General features: G+C 54.9%; 28 protein-coding genes and 1 tRNA gene. 6 read left to right on the forward strand and 23 right to left on the reverse strand.

The features are described 5' to 3' along the window. Window positions 1-209 precede the first annotated feature (209 nt). The 3 genes from hemL to thiD are packed head-to-tail and all read right to left on the reverse strand — an operon-like array spanning window position 210 to window position 2970. Window positions 210-1490 (reverse strand): glutamate-1-semialdehyde 2,1-aminomutase, encoded by a 1281-nt coding sequence (hemL, locus tag JCM2850_RS10775; RefSeq protein ID WP_025871791.1) that lies wholly within the window; start codon window positions 1488-1490, stop codon window positions 210-212. 27 nt (window positions 1491-1517) lie between these two features. Continuing rightward, window positions 1518-2141 carry a thiamine phosphate synthase gene (gene thiE, locus JCM2850_RS10780; RefSeq protein WP_088177756.1) on the reverse strand — a complete coding sequence of 208 codons (624 nt, stop codon included), beginning with the start codon at window positions 2139-2141 and terminating at the stop codon, window positions 1518-1520. After that, window positions 2128-2970, reverse strand: a complete 843-nt coding sequence (thiD, locus tag JCM2850_RS10785; RefSeq protein ID WP_051525376.1) for a bifunctional hydroxymethylpyrimidine kinase/phosphomethylpyrimidine kinase — start codon at window positions 2968-2970, stop codon at window positions 2128-2130. Before thiD ends, thiE begins: the two co-directional genes overlap by 14 nt. A gap of 388 nt (window positions 2971-3358) precedes the next feature. Between thiD and JCM2850_RS10790 the strand changes: the two genes are divergently transcribed. Together JCM2850_RS10790 and JCM2850_RS10795 are read left to right on the forward strand one after the other, a co-directional pair. Beyond that, window positions 3359-4231, forward strand: coding sequence for a universal stress protein (locus JCM2850_RS10790; protein WP_051525377.1), 873 nt, complete (start codon window positions 3359-3361; stop codon window positions 4229-4231). Between the two features lie 149 nt (window positions 4232-4380). Beyond that, complete coding sequence (locus tag JCM2850_RS10795; protein ID WP_025871798.1) at window positions 4381-4620, forward strand: DUF2171 domain-containing protein; 240 nt, start codon at window positions 4381-4383, stop codon at window positions 4618-4620. A gap of 156 nt (window positions 4621-4776) precedes the next feature. On the opposite strand, the gene JCM2850_RS23455 is transcribed toward JCM2850_RS10795, so the two are convergent. Both JCM2850_RS23455 and JCM2850_RS18685 read right to left on the reverse strand, forming a co-directional pair. Further along, window positions 4777-5028, reverse strand: a complete 252-nt coding sequence (locus JCM2850_RS23455; RefSeq protein WP_081775034.1) for an outer membrane protein transport protein — start codon at window positions 5026-5028, stop codon at window positions 4777-4779. Further along, entirely contained in the window at window positions 5006-6121 is a 1116-nt protein-coding gene (locus tag JCM2850_RS18685) for an OmpP1/FadL family transporter (protein ID WP_159105158.1), read from the reverse strand. The genes JCM2850_RS23455 and JCM2850_RS18685 overlap by 23 nt, the downstream gene beginning before the upstream one ends. Before the next feature lie 154 nt (window positions 6122-6275). Between JCM2850_RS18685 and JCM2850_RS10805 the strand changes: the two genes are divergently transcribed. Continuing rightward, on the forward strand, window positions 6276-7181 hold the full coding sequence (locus tag JCM2850_RS10805) for a crotonase/enoyl-CoA hydratase family protein (RefSeq protein WP_025871800.1): 906 nt from the start codon (window positions 6276-6278) through the stop codon (window positions 7179-7181). Window positions 7182-7273: 92 nt separating this feature from the next. Here the strand turns inward: JCM2850_RS10805 and JCM2850_RS10810 are convergent, their stop codons facing one another. From JCM2850_RS10810 to JCM2850_RS18690, 4 genes are all read right to left on the reverse strand, one after another. Beyond that, the gene (locus JCM2850_RS10810; RefSeq protein WP_234406207.1) at window positions 7274-9412 is read right to left on the reverse strand and encodes an ATP-binding protein; all 2139 of its coding nucleotides are present in this window, start codon (window positions 9410-9412) and stop codon (window positions 7274-7276) included. Between the two features lie 137 nt (window positions 9413-9549). After that, entirely contained in the window at window positions 9550-10611 is a 1062-nt protein-coding gene (locus JCM2850_RS10815; protein ID WP_025871804.1) for a response regulator, read from the reverse strand. Between the two features lie 484 nt (window positions 10612-11095). Further along, on the reverse strand, window positions 11096-11437 hold the full coding sequence (locus tag JCM2850_RS21950) for an MFS transporter (protein WP_199898317.1): 342 nt from the start codon (window positions 11435-11437) through the stop codon (window positions 11096-11098). Beyond that, window positions 11407-12288, reverse strand: a complete 882-nt coding sequence (locus tag JCM2850_RS18690; protein WP_199898318.1) for an MFS transporter — start codon at window positions 12286-12288, stop codon at window positions 11407-11409. The genes JCM2850_RS21950 and JCM2850_RS18690 overlap by 31 nt, the downstream gene beginning before the upstream one ends. 277 nt (window positions 12289-12565) lie before the next feature. On the opposite strand from JCM2850_RS18690, the gene JCM2850_RS10825 reads away from it, so the two are divergent. Then, the gene (locus tag JCM2850_RS10825; protein ID WP_199898319.1) at window positions 12566-12793 is read left to right on the forward strand and encodes a hypothetical protein; all 228 of its coding nucleotides are present in this window, start codon (window positions 12566-12568) and stop codon (window positions 12791-12793) included. Window positions 12794-12955: 162 nt separating this feature from the next. After that, the gene (locus tag JCM2850_RS18695; protein WP_234406219.1) at window positions 12956-13837 is read left to right on the forward strand and encodes a PDDEXK nuclease domain-containing protein; all 882 of its coding nucleotides are present in this window, start codon (window positions 12956-12958) and stop codon (window positions 13835-13837) included. A gap of 191 nt (window positions 13838-14028) precedes the next feature. Here JCM2850_RS18695 and JCM2850_RS10835 read toward each other — a convergent pair. Then, window positions 14029-14102, reverse strand: a tRNA-Gly gene (locus JCM2850_RS10835). Between the two features lie 247 nt (window positions 14103-14349). Between JCM2850_RS10835 and JCM2850_RS10840 the strand changes: the two genes are divergently transcribed. Next, window positions 14350-16470, forward strand: a complete 2121-nt coding sequence (locus tag JCM2850_RS10840) for a TonB-dependent receptor (protein ID WP_234406208.1) — start codon at window positions 14350-14352, stop codon at window positions 16468-16470. A 122-nt stretch (window positions 16471-16592) separates the two neighbouring features. Here the strand turns inward: JCM2850_RS10840 and JCM2850_RS21645 are convergent, their stop codons facing one another. The 13 genes from JCM2850_RS21645 to JCM2850_RS22825 all read right to left on the reverse strand — a co-directional run bounded on the left by JCM2850_RS21645 (window position 16593) and on the right by JCM2850_RS22825 (window position 24178). Beyond that, entirely contained in the window at window positions 16593-16745 is a 153-nt protein-coding gene (locus JCM2850_RS21645; RefSeq protein ID WP_159105159.1) for a hypothetical protein, read from the reverse strand. Window positions 16746-16765: 20 nt separating this feature from the next. Further along, a complete protein-coding gene (locus tag JCM2850_RS10850) occupies window positions 16766-17575 on the reverse strand; it encodes a hypothetical protein (protein WP_025871809.1) in 810 nt (269 codons plus the stop codon). A gap of 58 nt (window positions 17576-17633) precedes the next feature. Next, window positions 17634-18206 (reverse strand): adenylyl-sulfate kinase, encoded by a 573-nt coding sequence (gene cysC / locus JCM2850_RS10855; RefSeq protein ID WP_025871810.1) that lies wholly within the window; start codon window positions 18204-18206, stop codon window positions 17634-17636. Continuing rightward, window positions 18203-19138: a sulfotransferase domain-containing protein gene (locus JCM2850_RS21435; RefSeq protein WP_199898320.1), complete on the reverse strand. Its 936-nt coding sequence runs from the start codon at window positions 19136-19138 to the stop codon at window positions 18203-18205. The genes cysC and JCM2850_RS21435 overlap by 4 nt, the downstream gene beginning before the upstream one ends. 273 nt (window positions 19139-19411) lie before the next feature. Then, window positions 19412-19621: a CsbD family protein gene (locus JCM2850_RS10870; protein WP_025871811.1), complete on the reverse strand. Its 210-nt coding sequence runs from the start codon at window positions 19619-19621 to the stop codon at window positions 19412-19414. A 222-nt stretch (window positions 19622-19843) separates the two neighbouring features. Continuing rightward, window positions 19844-20497, reverse strand: coding sequence for an RHO alpha subunit C-terminal catalytic domain-containing protein (locus JCM2850_RS20545; RefSeq protein WP_025871812.1), 654 nt, complete (start codon window positions 20495-20497; stop codon window positions 19844-19846). Window positions 20498-20505: 8 nt separating this feature from the next. Then, the gene (locus JCM2850_RS20550; protein WP_025871814.1) at window positions 20506-20955 is read right to left on the reverse strand and encodes an aromatic ring-hydroxylating oxygenase subunit alpha; all 450 of its coding nucleotides are present in this window, start codon (window positions 20953-20955) and stop codon (window positions 20506-20508) included. Window positions 20956-20990: 35 nt separating this feature from the next. Then, window positions 20991-21644: a DapH/DapD/GlmU-related protein gene (locus tag JCM2850_RS10885; RefSeq protein WP_025871815.1), complete on the reverse strand. Its 654-nt coding sequence runs from the start codon at window positions 21642-21644 to the stop codon at window positions 20991-20993. A gap of 2 nt (window positions 21645-21646) precedes the next feature. Beyond that, the gene (locus JCM2850_RS21955; protein ID WP_199898321.1) at window positions 21647-21823 is read right to left on the reverse strand and encodes a hypothetical protein; all 177 of its coding nucleotides are present in this window, start codon (window positions 21821-21823) and stop codon (window positions 21647-21649) included. A 17-nt stretch (window positions 21824-21840) separates the two neighbouring features. Beyond that, window positions 21841-22779: a Rieske 2Fe-2S domain-containing protein gene (locus JCM2850_RS18715; protein WP_199898322.1), complete on the reverse strand. Its 939-nt coding sequence runs from the start codon at window positions 22777-22779 to the stop codon at window positions 21841-21843. 18 nt (window positions 22780-22797) lie between these two features. Further along, on the reverse strand, window positions 22798-23904 hold the full coding sequence (locus JCM2850_RS10895; RefSeq protein ID WP_025871817.1) for an FkbM family methyltransferase: 1107 nt from the start codon (window positions 23902-23904) through the stop codon (window positions 22798-22800). Continuing rightward, window positions 23901-24041: a hypothetical protein gene (locus JCM2850_RS21960; RefSeq protein WP_199898323.1), complete on the reverse strand. Its 141-nt coding sequence runs from the start codon at window positions 24039-24041 to the stop codon at window positions 23901-23903. Before JCM2850_RS21960 ends, JCM2850_RS10895 begins: the two co-directional genes overlap by 4 nt. After that, window positions 24038-24178, reverse strand: a complete 141-nt coding sequence (locus tag JCM2850_RS22825; protein WP_234406209.1) for a hypothetical protein — start codon at window positions 24176-24178, stop codon at window positions 24038-24040. The genes JCM2850_RS21960 and JCM2850_RS22825 overlap by 4 nt, the downstream gene beginning before the upstream one ends. Window positions 24179-24191 lie beyond the last annotated feature (13 nt).

Consider the following 24191-nt stretch of genomic DNA (forward strand, 5'->3'; position numbering starts at 1 on the left):
AACTATAGGTTTGGAAGTCCATGCAACTGCTGCTCTCGGAAGCGGTTAGCGGCCTGGGATGCAGGGCGTACGCGTTTCCGAGAAAGCCTTAAACCTTAGTATTACTACGGGTAAATTGCAAGATTTTGGCGCAATAAATTTTTTGGTAAATGATAATTATTTCAACAACATACAGCACTCATGCGCGGCACTGAGGCCGCGCGTGGGTCTTACTTCAAGCAAGCAAAGGCGCGGCTTGCAGCCTCTATGGTCTGATTAATATCAGCCTCGCTGTGTGCTATAGAAACAAAACCGGCTTCAAAGGCGGAAGGTGCCAGGTAAACACCTTCATCCAGCATGGCATGGAAGAAAGCGTTGAATGCCGCTTTATCCGCCTGCATGACCTCGGCAAAGCTGTTAGGGCATTGCTCGCTGAAATAAATCCCAAACATGCCACCCACGCTCTGTGCGCTAAAGGCAATGCCAGCTTGCTTGGCTGCGGCGCTGAGACCATCGGTCAGCTGGCGCGTACGTGCTGCCAGCTCATCATGGAAACCTGGGCGCTGCAGCAGCTTGAGCGTAGCCAAACCTGCTGTCACCGCAACCGGGTTGCCGGACAAGGTGCCCGCTTGATAGACTGGGCCTAGCGGCGCCAGGTAAGCCATGACATCGGCACGGCCGCCAAACGCGCCCACAGGCAGGCCGCCGCCTATCACTTTGCCCAAGGTGGTGAGGTCGGGCTTGATGTTGTAATACTGCTGCGCACCACCGAGCGCTACACGGAACCCGGTCATCACCTCATCAAAGATCAGCAGGGCACCGGACTGGCTGCACAGGCTGCGCAAGGCTTGCAGGAACTCAGCGTTAGGCTGCACCAGATTCATATTGCCTGCCACTGGCTCCAGAATCACGCAGGCGATTTCTGCGCCGAGTTCGGCAAACAGCTGTTGCAGTGCTGCGCTGTCGTTATAGGGCAGGGTCAGGGTGTGAGCGGCCAGTTCTGGTGGAACACCTGCTGAGCTGGGCTGGCCAAAGGTGAGCGCACCAGAACCCGCTTTCACCAGCAATGAATCGGCATGGCCGTGGTAACAGCCTTCAAACTTGAGAATCTTGCTGCGGCTGGTAAAGCCACGCGCTAGACGAATTGCGCTCATGGTAGCTTCGGTGCCCGAGCTGACCAGGCGCACTTGCTCCATGCTGGGCACCAGCTTGGTCAGCAGTTCGGCCATTTCCAGCTCCAGCACAGTGGGCGCGCCAAACGACAGGCTGTTGGCCGCAGCAGCTTGCACCGCCGCAATGACGTCGGGCTGGGCGTGACCCAGAATCATAGGCCCCCAGGAGCCTACATAGTCCAGATATTCCTTGCCGTCTTCATCCCAAAGCCTGGAGCCCAGGCCGCGCTTGAAGAAGATAGGCGTGCCGCCCACCGAACCAAAGGCACGCACCGGGGAATTGACGCCGCCGGGAATCAGGGCTTTGGATTGCTCGAATAATTGCTGGTTTTTGCTCATGGCAAACTCGCTTGAATAATGGGTTAACTAAAAGAGTTGAGTAAATGCGCGCGCGCGGACCTGAATATCGTCTGCCTGCCATAGCGCACCAATAACGGCGATGGCGTCAGCGCCAGCCGTGATAATGCTAGCCGCATTATCCAGATTGATGCCGCCTATGGCGACGATGGGCAGGCCCAAATCTCTGGCCTGCCGGAACAACTGCGGCTCGGCACGCGGTGCATCGGGTTTGGTGGCAGAGGGAAAGCAGGCACCAAAGGCCACATAATCCGCGCCTAATCTGGCAGCCTGGGTGGCGAGCGCCAGATTGTTATAGCAGGAGGCACCTATGATTTTGTCAGCGCCCAACTGCTGGCGCGCAGCGCGGATGTCACCGTCATCTATGCCCAGGTGCACGCCAGCTGCATCAACAGCCAGTGCCAGTGCCACATCGTCATTGATGATCAGCGGCACTGCATAGCGGGTGCACAATGCCTGCAACTGCTGGGCCTGCTCCAGTGCCGCCGCGCCATGCACACGCTTGTTGCGGTATTGCAGAATGCGGGCACCACCACTGAGGGCGGCTTCAACATGCGCTAGCAGCTGCGCGGTATCGGTGTCATCCGCAGTGATCGCGTAGAGGCCACCTAAGGCCGCTTTATTCTTCTGCATCGACTTCTTCACGCGCCCAGAACAAGCGATCAGGTATAAATTGCCCCATGCCGGGCCTGAAGGCATGGCGCAGGGATTGCCAGGTATATTCCTGGGCTTCGGCGATGGCTTCTTCCATGCCTAAGCCGTGGGCCAGGCAAGCGGCTATCGCCGAGGCCAGCGTGCAACCAGAGCCATGGTAGCTGCCAGGCAAACGTTCGCAAGTATAGGAGCGCAGTAACTTTTGCGAACCGTAAAGGTTGTTGATGACCTGGGGTGAGCGCTCATGGGTGCCTGTGACCAAGACATATTCCGGGCCCAAAGCCAGCAGGCGATCAACGATTTCATCCATGGAGGCATTCTCCAGATCATCGCTGTCATCAATGGCGTAAGCTAGGCGGCGCGCTTCCAGACTGTTGGGGGTTATCAGTGTGGCCTGCGGGAACAGCAGGTCTATCATGGCCTCTTGCATGGCATCATTGGCCAGTTCATCGCCACGGCCTGATGACAGCACTGGGTCTATCAACAAGGGCACATCGGGGTAATCCGCCACAATTTCGGCAATGACGGCAATATTCTCCACGCTGCCCAGCATGCCCAGCTTGAAGGCAGATATCTGCATGTCTTCGAGAATGGTGCGGGCCTGTTCATTGATCAGGTCTGGGTCCAGCGCCACGACATTTTCCACGCCTACGGTATCTTGCACGGTAATGGCAGTCACCACGGAAAGCGGGTGGCAGCCTATGCTGGCCAGCGCAAGCAAATCGGCCTGCAAGCCTGCGCCACTACTGGGGTCAGTGGCGGCAAAAGTGAGTACTGTGGGGGGCATGAGGTTGATGGTGGTTTCCATGATGGGTCCTGAGTGAGTTTGCGCAGTACTGGATTGCTGATTGAGGTGCTGAGTTCAACAGCGGCGCAATACAAGCGACTATTTTAGCCTAATCATCTCGCTAATAAAGCTACAACCGTGATTGTCGCCTCTGCGGCTATGCGTATGCGCTGTTCAAGCTTGGTCAGGCTATGGCGCAGAAAATTCTTGGGTCTTGAGGTTTACCGCCTGGTTTAGGCGTATTTGCACTATCAATTGCTTCAGGCTGGCTTGTAAGATTGTCCTGCCCTTGGCTTTGCCCTATGCTGTCTTGATAGGTGCAAGGTTTGATGTCTTGTGATGGCTGGCATATAAGTCAGGCATGACGAAGAACACAAGTCAGAGATGACGAAGAACAATAGAAAGGAACATGTTGACTACTGATTATTTGAGTCATTATCCGCAGCAGCTGGTGCTGGCCACTGACCTGGGTGCACGCAGTGACCGGGCTCTGGATAGAGCCTTGCAACTGGCAGCGCAATGGAAAGCCAAACTGACCGTGGTGCATGCATTCGAGCGGCCACAGGCGGTGCTGGATGAGCCTAGCTGGCGTCAGCCACAAGACCCAGGCATGGCAGTGCAAGCCCAGCTTGAAGCTGAGTTGGGGGCGGAGATCACGGCTGCCGTGAGTGCCAGAGTGCAGCCGGGTAGACCCAGCGAGGTAGTGCTCAAGGTGAGCGAGGAGTTATCGGCAGGCTTGATTGTCACTGGCATCAAGCGTGATGGCGTGTTTGAACGTGCCCTGTTGGGTGACACCGTGACCGAGTTGGCGCGTCAGGCGCAAGTGCCAGTGCTGGTGGTAAAAAAGCGTGCACGCAAGCCTTACCAGCGCATTGTGGTGGCGACCGATCTTTCAGCCGTGTCACGCGTAGCATTGGCACGGGCGCTGGATTTATTTGGGCCGGAGTCACTGGTGGTGTTTCATGCCGCCCATGCGCATTTTGCCAGCCGTATGGATGACCGAGTGGCTTATGAGTCCGAGTTGCGTATCGATGCACTGAAAAACTGCGAGGAGTTTATCGCCGAAGTGGCAGGCGAGCGGGCCGCAGGCATTGAAGTGGTGGTGGAATATGGCGAACCCGACCTGCTGCTGGAAAAGTATGTAGCCGATAAACAGGTGGACTTAGTGGTGGTAGCTACCCAAGGCCGCAGTGGCCTGCTGGGGGTGTTGCTCGGCAGCGTGGCCACGCGCATTCTTGATAGTGTGCCTAGTGATGTGCTGGTGGTGCGCGCGCAGGCTTGAGTTGCTTGAGAGGTAAGTAGCCGCAGGCATGGCCTACAGCAGACTTAATGAATTCTGACAGGCTTTTCAGCCAGCAGCGGATCATAGTGTTGATGAGTGTGGCCTAGGATGAGTACTCGTTGATCAATTGATAGACAAGGAGAAGCATCATGGGTCTTTCACACGGAATTTTGCCAGGTATGCCTGTAGTCTGTTCCAACGGTGGCCGTTTTGCGACGGTTGACCATATGGAAGGTAGCGACCAGATCAAGCTGCAAAAAGATGATAAGGGTCAGCACCATTACATCCCAGTTAGCTGGGTGACCGATACCGATAACGCTGAGGTCAAGGTCGACAGGCCAGGTGACCAGGCGATGCAGGATTGGTCGGATACACCGCTGAAACACTAGTTTCAGTGTTTTAGTTTCAGTGCTTAAGACTAGTTGTTTAAGCTTTCAGGCTCACGCATCTAGGCTTCCAAGCTCACGCATTGAGTCTTGCAACAAACAGCCCCTGTCGGCCTTAATGCTGACAGGGGCTGTTTGTTTCGTATTGCTGCTTAGCGATTAAAGCGCCCTCACCCACTGCACACTGATGATATCGACCTTGGGTGAAAACTCTCCCTGCAATTGGTGATTCACCTGGCCTTCGGTGCTGTGGTTGATTTTGGCATCTTTCATGCGCAGATAGGCATAGCCAAAGTCTATGGTGTTATAGGCATCCAGTTTCCAACTGGCACCAGCGGCAAACCAGACCCGGTCTGCATCCGGAATCCGCGGGGTGCGGTGCTGCGCGTCAGGTACTGCTGATTGATCCAGCTACGCCCAGACGCAAGGTCACATCATCGTTATAACGGTAATTGCCGCCCAGAGAGTAACGATAGCTGTCGTTCCAGCTGGTGGTGGTGACATTGTCGGCCTGGCCGACATTATCAAACTTCACGCGCAATTCCTTAAAGCGGCTCCAGTTGGTCCAGGTGATATCGGCCAGCAGTTCCAGCTTGTCGGTCACGCGTTGTGCCAGGCTTAAGGAGACGGTTTCTGGCAAAGATAGCCCAGCGGTGATATCGCCATCTGTGAGGCGGCCAGCAAGCTGCGGCAGTTGGTTGATTTGTGGAGAACGGCGGAAATCTGCCTCACCCTTGAGCTCGTGCTTGATATGCGAGCGGTAGGCGGCCCCCAGCGTTGTGCCTTCTGTCGGTTTGTACACCAGGCCTAGATTAAAGCCCCAGCTTAAGTCATCGCCTTCGAGTTTTACATAGCTGTCAGCAGCGGCATTGCCTATCTGGCCCAGGCCAGCACCCGGGCACGCCCCTGCCAGCGGTGAGCGCATGCACAGTGCGCTGGAATCTATGGCATTGGTCAGTCTGGCCTTGACGTATTGCAGATTGATACCGCCGCCCAGCGCCAGGGTTTCCGTGGCTTGCCAGGAGATTGCAGGGTTGATGTTGAGGGTCATCAGTTCCGAATCCAGCGCATGGTAGCGCCCTACCCAACCCTTGTTATATTCCGAGCTGAGGCCGTAGGGCACGGTGACGCCCAGGCCAAATTTAAGCTTGTTGCCCAAGTCATCGGCATAGTAAAAATTAGGCACCATGGCCAGCACTCCGGCATCGCCACCGCCATTACCTGGGATGGCAGTGCCTTGCTGGTTGGCTCTGGCATCGTCGAGTTTTGCGCTAGGTTTTACCAGGCTCAGCCCCAGCACCATTTGGCGCCCTGCAGGTAACAGAGAGAGATTGGCCGGGTTGAAAAACTGCGTGCTGGCATCATCGCCGCGTGCGGCCATGCCAGCATAGGCATTACCAAAGCCAGAGGCGCTTTGTTCTATCAGGGCAAAACCAGCAGCATAAGCTGAGTTGAGATTACCCACTCCCAGGAGCAATCCGATGAATACAGCGCGTTTAATCACTTTAATCTCCGTTCCGACATAGGTTAGCTTGCGAGATGATAGCTGTTAATGTGCCAGTCGTTACCAATTGTGAATCAATAACATATAAAAATGACGCGGCATGGCGTGTTTGAGCGTATTACCGACTAATTTTTGCGTTAATTGGGGGCTTGTCATGAATGCTGTTGTTGATTTTGATCCGTTGAGTAGTGTGCAGTTTGAGCAACTGCGTACGCATTATGAAGCAGAGTTTGGTGTGACCTGGTCTTTTATGCAGCCCAGTCCACGGCCTTGCTTTAACCGCACTTGCCTGAGCGAATTGCTCATGCATCACACCCAGCTGGAGGCGGCGCATGCCAGCCCCGTGCATAAACCTCTCAATCCAACCAACTATCTGGTGCTGGCGTCTGATATTGAGGGTGTGTTCAACCTGGGTGGTGACCTGGCAGCGTTCAAGCATGCCATTGAACAACAAGATAGAAAGAAGCTGCTGGCCTATGCCCACCTCTGCGTAGATAACCTGTGGACTTTCTACAATATGCAGGCACCGATTACGACTATCGCCTTGGTGCAAGGTCAGGCCATGGGTGGCGGTTTTGAAGCGGCATTGTCAGCGCATGTGCTGGTGGCAGAAAAAGGCGCGGTCATGGGCCTGCCTGAAGTGCTGTTCAACCTGTTCCCCGGTATGGGGGCCTTGAGCTTCCTTTCTCGCCGCATAGGCATGCGTGCCGCCGAGCAGATGGTACGCTCTGGCAAGGTTTACACCGCGGAAGAACTTTACGATATGGGCGTGGTGGATGTGCTGGCTGAAACTGGCGCAGGCGAGAAAGCCGTGCAGGACTGGGTGCGCAAGACGCATAAATCGCTGAACTCATTCCAGGCTATACAGAAAGCCAAGCAACGTACTAATCAGCTGACGCGTGAAGAGTTGATTGATATCACCGAAATCTGGGTAGATGCCGCCATGCGCCTGACTGAGCGCAACCTTAAGGTGATGGAGCGCCTGGTAAGGGCGCAAAACACCAAGGTGGGTGATGCGCCCGCAGAACAGGCTGTGCCACTGGTGCGTGCGGTAGGGTGAGGTACTGGCCTATTGCCGGGGCATCTTATCGCCATAGAGCTGCCGATAAGGTCTGTCGGAATAGAAGCCAGCCTGAATAGGCTGGCTTTTTGTTAGCTGGAAGCTGCCTGACGGCTGCTCAGATATTGATTGATGGCCTGTTGCGTGGCCTCAAAATCCTTCTCCAGTTGATCCTGCATCATGGTGCCGCGGAAACGTAGCTCGGCAGCACTGGCATTATCCAGCAACTCGGCCTGCCTGCTCACCGCCATTGCGCCTATGCTCAAGCTATTGCCCTTGAGTGCATGGCAGAACTCATGAATCTCGCCAAAGCGTTTGCCTGCCAGGTTCTGGCGTATCAGCTTGATCAAGGCACCACAGTCGGCCACATATTTGCTCAGCAGTCGTGGCACAAACATGGTGTCCTGACCGCCGAGTAGTTCTAGCTCAGACAAGGTTGCCGTAGAGAGTACTTCTTGCGCGGTCTCTACCGTTTCTGGAGGTGCCTGCTTGCCCACATACAGATGCGCCACCTGGCCAGACACTGGCTGACCACCCTTGAGGCTGGCTATGGTGTCAAACAGCAGCTTGGTTTCTATAGGCTTGGTGAGGAAAGCATCAAAGCCCGCGACTTCGGCGGCTAGCTGGGTTTCCACCGTGGCATCGGCGGTAAACAGAATGAACTTGGTTTCTCTGTCATCCGGTCGCAGGAAGCGATACAGCTTGAGAGCATCTATCCCGGTCATGCCCGCCATATTGAGGTCGGAAATCACCAGATCGAATTGCTCAGCTTCGAGTTTATCCAGCAGTTCATCGGCATTATGCGCAATCGCCACCTTATGCCCAGGCAGTTGCAACAGTTTGACCAGGATGGTGAGGTTGGTGGCATTGTCTTCGCAGACCAGAATGCGCAGTGATTGCGTCTGCGCCGGGGTGCTGACAGGCTTGGTCACAACAGGCTCAATCACAGGAGTGGCCGCAGTCTCCAGTGATAGGTCAAACCAGAAGCGGCTGCCTACATCTGGGGTGCTGCTCAGGCTAAGCTCGCCACCCAGGGCTTCCACCAGACGTTTGGCCAGGGTAAGCCCCAGGCCACTGCCGCCGTATTTGCGCGTGGTGGAGATATCGGCCTGGGTAAAGCTCTCAAAAATATGCTCACGCTGCTCTGGCGCTATGCCTACCCCGGTATCAACCACCTCAAAGCGATAAATACCCTGCTGCCCTGTGGTTTGCAGCGCATGCACGCTGACGGTTACTGAGCCGCGCTCGGTAAACTTGACCGCATTGCCCACCAGGTTGGCAAGAATCTGTTGCAGGATATAAGGATCGCTTTTGACTCGCCCGGCCTCTACCTGCACATTGCCTTCCAGCGCAATGCGCTTGTTGAGGGCCTGACCCTTGAACACTTCTACGGTCTGGTCTATCAAGGCTTGCAGGGAAAGCTCGGTCTGCTCTACCTGCATTTTCTCCTGCTCTATCTTGGAGAAATCCAGCACATTGTTGAGCTGTGACAGCAAGGCCTTGGACGAGCTTTCCAGGGTGCGCAGCAGTTCATCCTGCTCGGTGTTGAGCGGCGTGTTGCGCAGCAGGGTGCTGATGCCGATGATGCCATTGAGCGGGGTGCGGATTTCATGACTCATGTTGGCGACAAAACGCGTCTTGGCGTGATTGGCCACCTCGGCTTTTTGCCTGGCTTCTTCAATGCGCGTGATCAGCGTGGCCACATACAGCGGCAAGGCCAGCAGCATCAACAACAGGCTGTAGCTGATGGTCTGGTGTTGCAGCCAGAAGGGATTGACGTTGATGGTGTAGAGAAAGCCCAGCAGGCTCAATATCTGCGAATGAATCAGATACTTTTTGCCAAAACGGAAACCATTGCCAAAGGTCACCCAGAGAAACACGCCCACCAACATCACGCCCAGTTCACCCGTCATAATCATGAACAAGGTGGTGCTGCCTATATCCAACCAGGCACCTGCCAGCCTGCGTGGGCTGTCATGGCGCTTCATAAACAGAATCAAGCCCAGCAGCACAAAGGACAGCGCCTGGAATGACAGAGCAATCGGCAAGGCCAGCGCATCACTGGGGCTGGTGGCGAGGCCGCTGAAATGACGGAACAGCAGGAAGCTGATCAGCGCAAAGCCAATGCCTATGCGGATCAGGGCCTGTTCCAGTTCAAGGGGGTTGCAAGCCTGGCGCAAACGCTGCCAGTGTTGTGCTCCCCGGTGTAGAGACTGCATCAATGAGTTCATGCTTGAGCAAGGCTTCAAAGGCGGTTGTTGGACGCTGCAACCGGGGGCAGCACACTGCAATCACAGCAGTTTTGCTATAGGTTGCACTGAGAGGGCTTTATATACAAGCCCTCATAATGAAAAAAATGCTACTTGTTTCAGGACGGGTGGCGGGCGTGAATTTCTTCAAACAGCGGACGTACGCCATCTATCAGCTTGATCAACTCTGGGTCGAAATGCTTGCCACTTTCCGCATGCAGATATTCCATGGCCTTTTCCAGGCTCCAGGCTGCCTTATACGGTCGAGTGCTGGTTAGCGCGTCAAATACATCGGCGACGGCAACAATCCGCGCCGACAAGGGAATTTCATGGCCGGAAATGCCATAAGGGTAACCAGAACCATCAAACTTCTCATGGTGCGCCAGCGCAATCTCGCTGCCCTTCTGCAAAAACACCGAAGGACTGCCCTGCAAAATTTCGTAGCCTATCAGCGGGTGACGCTGCATCACCTTCTTTTCATCCCCGGTGAATGGCCCGCTTTTCAGCAGCACGCTATCGGGAATACCAATCTTGCCTATGTCATGCAGCGGTGAGGCCAGCTCTATCAGTTCGGCTTCTTGTTCCGGGAAGCCCAGCGCCTCGGCAAGCACGCGGCTATAGAGCGACATACGCAGCAAATGCTGGGCGGTATCGTAATCGCGATATTCCCCGGCGCGCGCCAGGTGCATCAGGGTTTCTTTCTCGCGCAGCAGTATGCTTTCCGTGGCTTCGCGCACCATGCCTTCCAGCAGGCGGCTTTTATCTTCCAGGCTCAGGCGCTGTTGACGCAGCGTAATCAGGTTTTTGCAGCGGGCCATGCATTCATGCATATCCACTGGCTTGGTGAGGAAATCGGTAACCCCTGCATCCAGCGCTGCGTAGCGTATCTCCACATCCTGCTTGATGGTGATCATGATGGTGGGCACGGATTGGTAAAGCGGCAGACGGGTAATCTCATTGATGAAGCTGAGGCCATTCATGCCTGGCATTTCATAATCCACCAATAACAGATCGGCAGTATTTTCCTGCGCCCAAGCCAGGGCTTCGACTGGGGATGAAAACTCTATGGTCTTAATGCCAGGGCCCAAATTACGGACGATTTTGGAAAGAATGGAACGGCTCACAGCTTGGTCATCAAGTATCAACACCTTGGCGGTATCGACGAGATTGAGGTTCTTCATGATTGCCTTAAAAGTTCTTGGTCCAGGGGGGAACACAAATTACTTTGCCTTGAGGTCAGTGCCGCCCTGTGGGTCTGCCACTGCCTGGCGTCATGGTGGCTTGATAGATGCACCGCTGGATATATCAGCGGCATGCATAGCGTCCATGAGGAGATGCCCAGGTTCAGTTACATGACATCATAAACTAGTCACGAAAATTTAATAAGGAATCCGTGCGATTTTATACAGCTCAGTGCCGCCAAAACCTTGGGGCATCTGGCTTGTGCAATAGGGATAAGTCCGTACTAATCATGGCTTGCAGCGAGATGCTGCTGGACGTAAAAAAGAGTAAAACTGCTGGTGAATGGTGCTGGCGCCTCACACTTGGTTATCGAAAAGTGAGAAAAAGCACTGGCGTGGATGCGAGCAGCCGCTAGCGCCACCCGCCTTGCTGAGAGCACTAGCGCATGCCGTGATGCACTGTGCTTGATTGTGGAAAATACGGTTACTTAAACCTGACCTTGGGCTCCACTGCGCGTGCGAGGAAAAACGCCGTACCCACCAGCACCAGCACAATCAACAAGGCATGCCTGAGCGAGGCATGCTCACCAACAAAGCCCAGCAAGGGTGGCCCGGCCAGAAAAGCCACATAACCCGCAGTGGCCACCGCACTGACGCGGGCTTCAGGGTGTGGCCCGGTATCGCTGGCGGCGGAAATCGACAAGGGAAAGCCCAATGAAGTGCCCAAGCCCCAGAACAACACCGCCCCCGCTGCCAGCCAGGGATTGCTGGCAAAAATCACCAGCCCTATGCCTATCACCCCGAGCAAGGCGCTGGCGCGCACCACGCGCACGCGGCCAAAGCGCGTGAGGAAATAATGGCCGCTGAACCGCCCCAGCGCATCATGCCAGCAAAGCCGGTATACAGCATAGAGCCCAAGGCAGCATCAAAACCGTGCTCATCCACCATCAAAATGGGAATCCAGTCCGTCGCCGCCCCTTCGGCCAGTGCCATGCCCAGCACAATCAACCCAATAAACAACAACTGCTTGTCTTGCCACATACTGACTTTGGCCACAGGCTTTTTATGCTCTCCCTGCAAGTGCTGGGCAAACCCAGCAGGAATCGCACGCAAGGCATACAACGTGACCGGGAAACAGCACAGCACGGTCAGCCCCACATGCCAGGCCACCGGGAAAGCCAGGCTAGCCAGCCAGATACCCAGCAGCCCGCCGACAAAGGTGCCAAAGCTGAACCCGGCATGCAGCATGGACAAAGTCGGCCGTTGCGTCAGCCGCTCCACCTCCGCGCCTTCGATATTCAACGCAATTTCGCCCAGCCCCACGCCCAGGCCAAACAAACCCAAACCCAGCGTCACCAGCATGGTCAGCGCCAATGCAATGCCCACGGCCAATACCACTAACCCACCCAATAACAAGAACATGCCTGTGGTAATCACAGGCCGTGTGCCAAAACGCCGCACCCAGTGGCCTGAACTCAAAATTCCGCTCATGGCCCCTACCGAAATGCTGAACAGGATTAGCCCCATTTGCGCGATAGAGACGCCGAGTTGATCACGAATCGCTGGTGTGCGTGTGACCCAGGAGGCTAAGGCCAGACCAGTGATCAGGAAGAATAGGAATAGCGCTTGCCTACGTTTACTGGCAGCGAGGGACTGGGGAGCGGTGATGGGCGACACTTGGAATCCGGGGTGGTTTGGCGGCGGCTAGTGTTGGTATAGCAGCTTGCCAATGAATAGCGGGTATGGAGGAAAGTAAAAGTTTATCCGCCAAACGAGGCAGCATTATCTATGCCTGTCGCAGCCTTGGCAATTTTGCTGTTTCATTGACGCGTTCAACAATGCTGAACGGGTTTGGCAGGTATCTAAATCGACCTTGGGTTTTTTACATCGCTATAATTGCAAAATTGAAGTTGGTTCAATCTACAAAAATTAATCGGGTGTACGGGGAGATAGCATGGCGCGTATGTGGATGGTTCGCGGCGAAGGCGGCAGCCTGTATGACGCTTTTCGGGAGCGCAATATTGCCGCCATAGGCTGGAGCCCATTGGCCGATATCGAGTCTCAGGCGCTGGAACGTATCAAGGACAAGGTCAGTGAGCTGGAATTGGATGACATGCAGCAATTGCTGGCTGGCATTCTGCGTGCCATGGGCTACAAAATCCAGGTAATCCAGACCCTCTGATGGAAAAACAGCTTGAGATCTCCCGCCAGTTACAGGTCGTGCAATGAGCGATAAACCTGTATCACTTGCTCCAGTGCCAGAAGCTATGCCAACTGGCTGGGAGAGCTAAAGCAGCGTATCCATAGCGCCCAGCAACGGGCGGCGCAGGCCGTCAACCGCGAACTGGTACTGCTTTACTGGCAGATTGGTCGTGACATTTTGCAACGGCAGGCCGAGCAGGGCTGGGGGGCTAAGGTCATAGCGCGGCTGGCGCACGATCTCAAGACTGCTTTTCCAGAGATGAAGGGTTTTTCTCGCGCCAACCTCATGTATATGCGTTCATTTGCCGAGGCTTGGCCAGATGCGGTAATTGTCCAACAGACTGTTGGACAATTACCCTGGGGCCACAATCTGGTGTTGCTGGCCAGACTGAAGCAGACAGAACAACGACTGGGCTATGCCCAGCGTGCTGTGGAGCAAGGCTGGTCTCGCGCTACCCTGGAAATCCATATCGAAACCCGCTTGCTGGAAAGAGAAGGCCAGGCGGTTACCAACTTTGTTGACCGACTCCCCGCGGCTGGTACTGATTTAGCGCGGCAAGCCCTTAAAGATCCATACCTGTTCGACTTTTTAGATGTGGGCCAGGAGGCCAACGAGCGGGAAATCGAGGAGGCACTGGTCAAACACATTACCCAGTTTTTACTGGAGCTGGGTGCGGGCTTTGCCTTTGTCGGCCGCCAGGTACATCTGGAAGTTGGTGGTGATGATTTTTATATAGACCTGCTGTTCTACCACCTCAAGCTGCGCTGCTATGTGGTGATCGAACTGAAGGCAGAGAAATTCAAACCAGAACACTTAGGTCAGTTGAGCTTCTATCTTACCGCTGTAGACACGCAGGTGAAGGCCGAACACGACACCCCCACCATCGGCCTCTTGCTCTGCAAGAGCAAAAACACCGTGGTAGCTGAATACGCATTACGCGACAAAACCCAACCTATAGGCGTGGCGGAATACCAATTGATAGCTCCCTACCTGAAGAACTGCAAACCAGCTTGCCAAGCATAGAACAGCTAGAGCGGGAACTGGGAGGCGAGCATGAATAAGCACAACGCCGAACTGCTAGAAAAGCATTTTGACACCGCTAGAACGTCGAGAAAGACCTTGAAGCATTCGTAGACTCCCTATGTAGTAGTCTGACGAAGTAGCACCTTGGGGATGAGCTTAAGTATATATGGTACATATACTTAACATAGGACTGGAGCGGGCGACGGGAATCGAACCCGCGTATCGAGCTTGGGAAGCTAGCGTTCTACCATTGAACTACGCCCGCACAGGCGGCCATTATACCCATTTATATGCCTGCGGCCACTGCAAGCACAGCGTGCTGCATAGCCTTTACCCCATCAAGGTGTGCGGCATTATGTCGCATTCTTAAATCCTGCTGCCTTCTTTAAAATCTGCTGCTTTGTCGAAATGGCGTGTTGTTGCGCCTACGCGTGCTTACAGATTGGGGAGGCAGTATGGTCAGTGCATTGGTAAACAAGAACAAGAAAGCGCCGCAGGCGAAAGCATGTAAGTTGAAATGGCAGTTATGCCTGATGGCGCAACTGCTCAGCGCGCAGGCGTTCAGCAACCTGGCGCTGGCCGCTGAAGATGTGGCGCAGCATGAGCACGATACGCAGCACTTGCCCGAAGTTGAGGTGAAGGCGCATGCGCACGACAGCGATAGCCAGTTGCACAGGCGCATGGTGAATAGTGCCGACAGCGCTGCGCTGTTGCAGGATTTTGTTGGGGTGGAAGCCTATCAGGCGGGTGGCGTTTCGGCCTTGCCAGTGATACGCGGTTTTAATGACAACCGTATCCGCATTCTGGTGGATGGTGCTGAGCTGACGGCGGCCTGTGCCAACAGCATGAACGCGCCGTTGAGTTATATCTCCCCCGCCGCTGTGGCCAAGATCAGTGTGTTGGCAGGGATCACCCCGGTGAGTATGGGCGGTGACAGTATTGCTGGCACGATTACGGTGGATTCTGCGCGGCCTATATATTCACTCAATCCAGATGCCTGGCTCTATCAGGGCAGTTTTTCCACGGTGTACCGCAGCAATAACAATGGCCTCAGCACCGCTTTGAGCGCCACGGCAGCCAGCGATAATCTCAGCCTCAATTTCACCAGCACCATGGATCGTGGCCAGAGTTACCAAGACGGTAATGGCCGCAAGGTGCGTGCCACGCAGTTTGAGCGTCATATCCAGGCGCTGACCATAGGTGCCAAGGGCGAGAACGAGGAGTTTGTGCTCAGGCTTAGCCATCAGGAAGTGCCGCATCAAGGCTTCTCTAATCAATATATGGATCTGGTGGGCAATACCGCCGATGCCATCAATGCCAATTACAAGCGCAATTTCAGTTGGGGTGATCTCGATGCGCGGGTTTACTGGCAAGAGGTCAAGCATGAGATGGGGTTCTTTACCTCAGAGAAGCCCGGCATGATGCCCATGAACACCCACGGCAAGGATATGGGCTATAACCTCAAGTTCACCCTGCCCTTGTCTGAGCAGCACAAGCTGCGCCTGGGCAGTGATTTCCACCGCAATACCCTGGATGACTGGTGGCCACCTGTGGCGGGCAGCATGATGATGGGCCCGCGCACTTATGTGAATATCAATGATGGTCGCCGCGATCGTCTGGGTGTGTTTGCCGAGGTGGAATCGCAATGGGATAGTCGCTGGAGCAGTCTGCTGGGCGCGCGCGTGGATCATGTGCGCACCAGCACTGGCGAGGTGCAGTCTTATGGCGCGGGCATGATGAATATGGCGGATAACATGGCGGCAGCGGCTTTCAACCGTGGCAGCCGCTCTGCCAGCGATAATCATCTGGATGTCACCGCCAGTGGCAAGTATCTGGTTTCAGACACAGCCACTCTGGAGTTTGGCTATGCGCGCAAGACGCGCTCGCCCAATCTGTATGAGCGCTACTCCTGGGGTGCCGGGCAGATGGCGCGCAATATGATAGGTTGGTTTGGCGATGCCAATGGCTATGTCGGCAACCCTGAGCTACGCCCGGAAAAAGCCAACACCTTGAGCGCCACGCTGGATTTGCATGATGCAGGCCAAAACGTCTGGCAAGTGCGCGCTACGCCCTACTTTACCTATGTGCAGGATTACATAGGCGTTGAGCAGATCAGCAGCGGTTTGGCGGGTGGTCGTGCCAATCTGCGCTTTGATAATCAGGATGCGCGCTTCTATGGCCTGAACCTGGAAAGTACGCGTCAGCTGTGGCAGGAAGGGGCTTGGGGTCAGGGCCGTGTGCGTGGCACTTTAGCCTGGACCCGTGCGGAGCGCACGAATGGTGACGATCTTTACCAGATCATGCCGCTCAATGCCCGTATCAGCCTGGAGCAGCGCAAGGGTGCCTGGTCTAACGGTGTGGATGTGCAGTTTGTAGACAGCAAGACCCGTGTTGATCAGGCACGCTTTGAACCCGAAACTGGCGGCTACACCCTGGTGGATTTGCGCAGCAGCTATCAGTGGAGCAAGGCCAGGCTGGATTTCAGCGTCACCAATCTGTTTGACCGCTACTATGCGCTGCCACTGGGCGGGGTGAATTACGCAGAGTGGAACGCCAATGGCAGGGCTGGCATCATGGGCCCGGTTGCAGGCATGGGCCGCTCGGTGAATCTGGGGCTAACGCTGGATTTCTAGCTTTAAGCTCTCAGATTCAACTTCTAAGGCTTAACTGCTCACAATCAAATTCTGAGCTTGAGCTAATAAAACAGCACACCCAGCCTTGCGCTGGGTGTGCTGTTTTTAAGCGTTTATTTGACTCAAGCCGCGCTCAGGCTAAGCTCAGATTCACCAAACTGCTTGCGATAGCGCTCGGCCAAGGTCACGCTGCCACCTAGTCCGCCCTGATGCAAGTAAAGCCAGTCCTGCCCCAGTTGCTCACGCTGATCCAGAATCGCCATCCAGCCTGCCATGTCGTACAGCAGGTCAAACGCTATGCCAGTGGCAGCTTCAAGCTCGGCCTGCAGCAGCCATAGCTCGCGGTACAGTGAACCAAAGCGGTAATGGATGTGGCTACTGAGTATGGTTGGTTCGCTGCTGCTAGTGCCCAAGCGCGCAAATACCTGTTGCAGGTGCAGGGCATCGCCATAGGCCGGGGTGGTGTAATGCGCCAATTGCGGGTTGCTTGCGCCAGATGGTAAGAGGTGACGCCTGTGCCAGCGGGCAGGAACACGCGGCTTAAATTCAGTTTTTGCGTCACCTGGCTGAGTTCCTGCGCCAATACCGTCATGCCATAGCTCACCTGACTATGATTACCGCCCTCATGGAAGAACAATTCTCCAGGCGCAGGCACAAATTCCCCGCGCGCCATGCGCCTATACAATGCACCATCAACATGCAAATGCATCTGTTTGCCCTTTGCCAGTGCAAGGTTGCCCTCGGGGTGCAGGGCCAGTTCGCTTGCGATATAGGGCAGCACATAATGGAATTCCACGCCCATCAATTGCGCCAATTCACTCAGCGCCAGCATGGCGCCAGACTGCACAGAGCCATAGCTCCAAATCTTGCTGACAGGCGGCAGCTCAGACATATGCTGCAGGTAATAGCCCAGTTTGTAGAGCTTGTTGCCCTCTATGGCGGCAAAGCTGGACGCGGGCAGGCCTGCGCAGAAGGCAGGCGCGGGTGTTACCTGAAGCTCGCGGGCGCTACCGCGTATGGCGGCAGGCAGTAAACGGGATTCGATGCGGACTACAAAACGCATGCCAGCGAACTGGCATTGAACATAGCTGAAGGTGGGGGGCATGATAGGGTCCTGGTGAGGTCATCATGAATAAACTAGCAAAAATAGTACCTGCTTTGCATCAAGCCGCGGCAGAACTTTTTCTTGTAGCGTTTACCAGGTGCGGATGGATATGACGCGTTTGTATTACTGCCAGCAAAGTCTCAATCTGGTTTTCCATCTCGCCTTCCAACGTGCGGATATGCACCTCTGCCGCCAGCGGCGGCTCGTAAGGGCTGCTGATGCCAGTAAACTGTGTGAGCTCGCCTTTGCGCGCGCGAGCATATAAGCCCTTGGTATCGCGGCGCTCGCACTCGCTGAGCGGTGTATCAACAAACACCTCTATGAATTGACCCGGGGCAAAGCGCTGCCTGAGCTTGTCTCTATCTGCACGGAAAGGCGAGATCAGCCCTACCAGCACAATTAGGCCAGCCTCCATCATCAAGCTTGCCACTTCGCCAGCGCGACGAATATTCTCGCGCCTGTCTTCAGCACTGAAGCCCAGGTCAGAGCACAGGCCCTGGCGCAAGTCATCGCCATCAATCAGCGCAGTGCGATAACCCTGCTGCTGCAAGCGCTGGTGCAGCATGGTGGATAAGGTAGTCTTGCCCGCGCCCGAAAGTCCGGTAAACCATAAACACATAGGCTGCATCATAGCGGCAGATCCCGGCCCAACTCCTGCCAGTCTAATAAGCGAGTGTCTATGTTTTGCGCCTGTAGCAGTGTGGCAGTCTGCGTCAGGTCGTAGGCAAAAGTCTGGCGCAGGCTCTGCCATTCAGCGGCGGCAAAATCAGGCTTGGCCTCATCAAACTCATAATGTTCAGTGGAAAACGTCAGCGGTATTGCAGCGGATGCCTTCTGCCTTGCCTGGTCATCCAGCAGACGGTGCAGGAAGTGCGCACGATTATCTGCATCCTCTAGCGTATGCAGGGACAGCACAATAATGTCCTCGGGCAGGTATTTATCCAGCAACTGGCGCAAGGCCTGGTAATAAAAACTCATCGCCAGCACGGGCAAGAAAGGATAGCCGCCGCGCGAGAAATAAAAGGCGGTTTCATACTGCACGCGCTCTGCAAAGCTGCCCTGGCGTAAACGTGCAATTTCGGCGTCAAAATACTGGGCCACATGGGGCGCGGACTTACGTGGGAAAAATTGCAGAAAAGCCTGTTTTTGTAGCTGATAAGCACTCTGTGCAGCCATGCCCTCTACCAGCTTGGGGTCAGTGATGCTGTAGAAATCACGCGCTAGCTGGGCTGCGCCCTCACCCTGCTGTGCCAGCAGCTTTTTCATGCGATAAGCGCTCCAGGCACGCTGCAAGGGATTGCGCAGGCACAGCACAATCTTGCTGTTATGCGCAGGCAATTGCGCAATAGCATGGGGATTATGCGCATAGCTGGTGCTGGCATCCAGCCAGGGCAGCGCAGCAGCAGCGGGCAAGCTGGGCCGGATATCTGGCCGGGAGAACAAGTGCGGCTCTTTGACGTCGGGCACCAGGTATTGTGCCAACTGCTGATTCACCAACCAGTTTGCCAATGCGGTGGTGCCGCATTTTTCCATGCCGACGATAAATATAAAGTGTGTGCTCATTGTGGCTTGATCTATATGCCCAAGACTAATGTCTATTAATGACATGTCTTTGCTTTAAGTGCGGGCAAACCGCATGTTAACAGCATTGGGCGCTGATTCAAGGCGGCAGCTTGCCAAGAGGTTCAATAGACGATCAGCGCAACGAAATCTGCGCGGTTATCCGAGTTGGTATCTCTGACCTAGTGGGACAAAGGTGCAGCCATAAAAATACCGGCCACGCGGGCCGGTAAAAAGGGAGGATTACTAGAGGAGAATCAAATCCACACTAGGGAGCTAGTGCTTGGTGCTACATTCCTTGTTAAAGGCGGAAATTTGCTTTTCTGCCTCTTCCTTGGAAATGCCGTAGAGTTCCTGCAACTTGCCGGACAGCATCTGGCGGTTGCCCTTGATCTGTTCAAATTGGTCGTCGGTCAGTTTGCCCCATTGCTGGCGCACTTTACCCTTGAGTTGTTTCCAATTACCTTCAACTTGATCCCAATTCATTTTTGCACTCCTTTTGCTTGAGTAAAAATGGATGTTCGCATTGCGATTCATCGTGGGAACCATCTTAGGACGAGCCAGACCTGAGCGGAGTCGGCAGTGGGATGAATGTGCTGTCAGCCGATACTGACAAGTGCTCAGCCTGCTGGCAGCATGCTTGTGGGGGCTAAGCGCCACGCCAGGGCTGGAGGAAGTGCGTTTAAACTCTGCCTTAATTAACTCTGCTTATTTCAGCTTTTGCAGGCGGTGATAAGTCTTGCGGAAATCACTAACGCGTTGCTCTATGATTTCACCCGGGATAGAAGGTCGGCTGGCCTGAGCAGAGCCACGCTGGGTGCGCTCGCAAGCGGTCTTGTCTTCATCAAACACCTGGTGGGTAAAGCCTATGTTTTCAGTTTGTATGGATTGCATCAGGACTTTGCCACGTGCGCTCTGCCCATCGAAACGTGTGGAGTAGATGCTGGAGTGCACGCTGGTGAGATCATGTGCCAGCGGGCGGAAGTGCTGTACGTGGAAGCTGTAACCCAGGAATGAGGTGACGGTGAGGTTGGGGAACACCAACTGGTGCACATAGTGCTCAAACATGAAGGGCCATTGGCCTATGTCCTTCTGATAGCGTGACCAGCGCTGCAACCATTTCTCGTTGGCATGGTTATGCACGGCACTGTGGCCTGTCTCTGGCATGAAGTCCTGGCTATCTTTTTCATCCTGGCTGAACTGGATTTCGCTGGATTTCGCCAGGCTGGTACGGTGCACAAACGGCACGTGATAGCCTTCCAGCGAGTTTTCTATCACCAGTTTCCAGTTGGCTTGTATGCTGGATTCATGCACATCTATGCAGGTCCCCAGAGCGGCAGATACCTGCTCCAGAAAGCCCATGGCATCGCCTAGAAAACTTGGCAGGGTTTGCTCACCAGGATTAACGCGCAGAAAGATAAAGTCCCCAGCCGTGCCAGTTCCAGCGACTGCAACTTATAGGCCTCGGGGTTGGCGGTGACCAGGGGGAAGGCTTTTTTGCACGGAATGCCAGTGGGGATGCCCTCGGCATTGTAGTGCCAGCTATGGTAAGGGCAGGTCAGTGAACGGTTGCCGCTGGGGGCGTCATGAATGATGGAGTGCCTATGACTGCAGACATTGACGAAGGCCACCAGTTTATCGCGTAGGTTCTGGATGATAACGTCACGTCCCAGCAAATCCACGCGGATGAAATCATTGTGTTGGCGCAGCTGGTGGGCCATGCCAGCAAATATCCATTGCTCGGCAAATAGCCCTTGCCGCTCCTGGTCAAATATCTGCGGGTCACAGTAGAGTTGCGGCGAATTGAGATGGTTGGACATAAGGAGCTGGGCGCTGAAAATAAATTGAGCTGGGATTAGCGTTGCGGTTTATCGAACAAATACACCGGAGCACGGAAGCGCGGGTCGAGAAACACGGTGGTTTCGGGGCTTTTGTCTATAGTGCAGCGCTGGTTGATGGTGGTCCAGGGCGGCAATACTACGCCAGCACCTATGATGACCCCTGCGGCCAGGGTGCAGTTCTTGCCCAGTACGGCTTGGTCAGACACCACACACTGACTGCCTATCCAGCACGAGCTGCCTATCTTGGCACCTGCGCCAATTTCACTACCCTGCATGATCCAGGTATTGGCCCCTATATTGGCCTCTGGCAGTATGCGCACGCCGTGGTCTACCAGCACGTTTTCTCTAAGTTTGACGCCGCTGGCGATGGAGGCGTGCTGGCTGGCAATGGCAATGATGGGCAGGCCCAGGCGCTTGATGGCCATATACCGTGCCAGACGCTGCTGATTGAGTAGGGATTGGTCATCGACAATAAAGGCTGAAGCTGTGGCCCGCAGATCAGCGGGCACGGCGGCCAGTTCGGTGTAATGCGCAATCTCCTTGGTGCTTGCTTGAGCTGCATTTGCTTCACCGATGATACCAACCACTTCATACAAGCCAGTCTGACTGACTTCATGCAGTATGCGTGGCAAGCCTGCGTCAGTGCCAAACAGTAGTAAGGGCTTCATGCTTAGACCTCCTGCTGTGGCAAGTGCACTGTTTCCAGCTGTGCCAAATAAGCACCATGAAACTCCAGCAGCCCGGTTTCATAAGCGCCGTGGATAAACTCGGCATCAGAGGCTGCTAAGCTGGTCTGCAAGGCTTCCAGGCAGTCTATGTCTTCCTGCAATACCGTCATGTCACTCACCAAATGCTCCCACAGCACTACGGCTTATGCGGGAAATCCTGCTGCTGCTTGGTCAGGGCCACCATCATCTGCATTTCGCTGCGGTCAGCCGCCAGCGGGTTATATACCTGAATGGCAAAGGAGCTGCCATCAATAATCATGAGATTGACGTTGGGGAACAGGTGGAAGGTCTGGTATCTACCCTTGCACTCCAGTTGTTGCACCAGAGACTGCCATTCCAGTTCTGGCGCTTCCTGCATGGCGATGGCGCCCTGGGTAGTCGCCTGCGGCAAAGCGGTATTGCTGGGCTGGTAGCTGGCATCGCGGCTGTTAATGCTGCTATCTGCAGCGATATTGACGCGAAAATGCTTGGGGAAGGTGGATTTGTGCAGGCAAGGCACGTGTAGCGCATCCTTGATGTTTTCCATGCCTGTCTTCCAGTTAAACTGGCCTTCATAGCGTGTATAGATAAAGCTGCTATCCATATCAGCCGTGTATTGCTGTAACAAGGCGCGGGTTTGCTCATCAAACTGCTCTGCAATGGGCAGGGGCTCATCACTAAGGTTGACGAACACCAGGCTGCCTATGATGCTGACTGCATATTGCTTAAGGCGAATCTCGGCGGTTTCATTGGGCGTAAAGCCGAACACGGCCGGGTCTCTATGCGTGTGTATCAGCTGGCCTTCTTCGTTATAGCACCAGTGATGATAGGGGCAGACCAGGGCGCGGTTGCCGAATTCCTGCTCTTGTATACGCGCCATGCGGTGGCGGCAGATATTGCTGAAGGCGCGTATGGTGCCCTGGTGGTTTTGAATCACCAGCGGCACTCCGGCCAGGGTCAGGCTGCGGTAATCATTGTGATTGGCCAGCATGGGCTTGACCGCCACCAGTATCCACAGGCGCTTGAAAATAGCCGCCTGCTCCTGGGCAAACCAGTGCTCAGTAGTGTAATGGGCTGGGGTTAGCAAGGGCCGCATGGTGAGCTATACCTTAGCCTAAACCGCGTAAATACACAGTACGCCAGGTTCCAGCGACTGGTGGCGTAGTGAAAGCTGATAGTTGTGCCCGGTTTCCTCTATAAAGTGCAGCAGATCAGGGAAATCGGTGGCTTTGTGATAGGCAGAAACCGTCATGGTCGGGCGATGTTGCTGAATCAGGCCGCGCGCACCATGCAGGGCTTCAAGCTCTGCGCCCTCAATTTCCAGGCGCAAATGTCCCAGTTCATCCAGCATATCGTCCAGGCGGCAGACATGCAGGCCGTTGCCGGGTGTGCCTGCCTGCTCGGTGATGGTGACGCCAGAGCCATAACCTTCGGCATGCAGATAACCATCACGGTCGAACACACCCAGTTCATGACAGTAAACTGGCAAAGCTCCATGTTGGGCGATATATGCGTTGATACGTTTGGCCAGATTGATGAAGTTGTTGTGATCAGGCTCAAAAGCGTGCACGGCCTTGAACTGATGTTTCACGCGCTCGGCAAAAATCAGCACTTCCTGACCATCATGCGAGCCACAATCAGCATAAACCTTATGGGCGCCCAGTTTGAGATCAATATCGGCAGAGAAATAGCGCTGCTGATAATCGCCACAATGGAAGGCAAAATACTCATGATTCATGCTGATAAACGCAGCCAGCGAGTAGTAATAAGCCTGACGTGACCAGTTGTCATGCCAGTGCCTTTCCAGCCCGAGAAACTCATCAAAGCGGCTCAGCATGAGGTCGGAATGCAGTCTGTATGAACCACCCGCGGCTTCAAGACCGGGCGCATTGAGGAATTGCTCTACGCGCAGCACGGCAAAGCCGGCCTGCTTGAGCCTGACCTTGTAGCGTATACCTGGGTACCAGGTGCAGGTTCTATCTACCACCAGGCAGCCTGCATAGGCACCAGGGTTGGCAAAGAAATCTGCCGCCTTGATCTGCTTGAAGCCTTGCAGTCTGGGGTTGTCCAGATTATCGGTATCGTCGGTGTCATGCACCAGGGCTTCTATCACCCCACCCTTGAGCGCTACAGCGGCAACAATCTGATCCAACTGCTGACAAAACCCTAAGCCGCGGGTGCTGAACACCAGCACGCGCAGGGTCTGGCTGCCATGAATCATCTCGGCGGCCGCTCGGGGAAATAAGCGTGTCTATCCTGCTGGCAGCGCTCGGCAATCTGCAACAGTTTGCTGCGCGCCAGCTCGGTGGCGCTGTTTATGGCTTCGGATTCAGGCTTGCGGGCTGCAACTTCGGTCATGCGGGTTTGCTTTCATTAGGTGAGGCGTCAGTATGTGATGCAGGAGTTTCTGGTTTCCAGTCAAAGCGGCGTGCCGGGTTGCCGATGACGGTGGTGTGGGCGGAGACGCTTTTGAATACCACGCTTCCGGCTGCCACGACGGCGTGTTCG

The sequence above is a fragment of the Methylobacillus glycogenes JCM 2850 genome (genome assembly GCF_000617925.1).
Lineage (GTDB): Bacteria > Pseudomonadota > Gammaproteobacteria > Burkholderiales > Methylophilaceae > Methylobacillus > Methylobacillus glycogenes.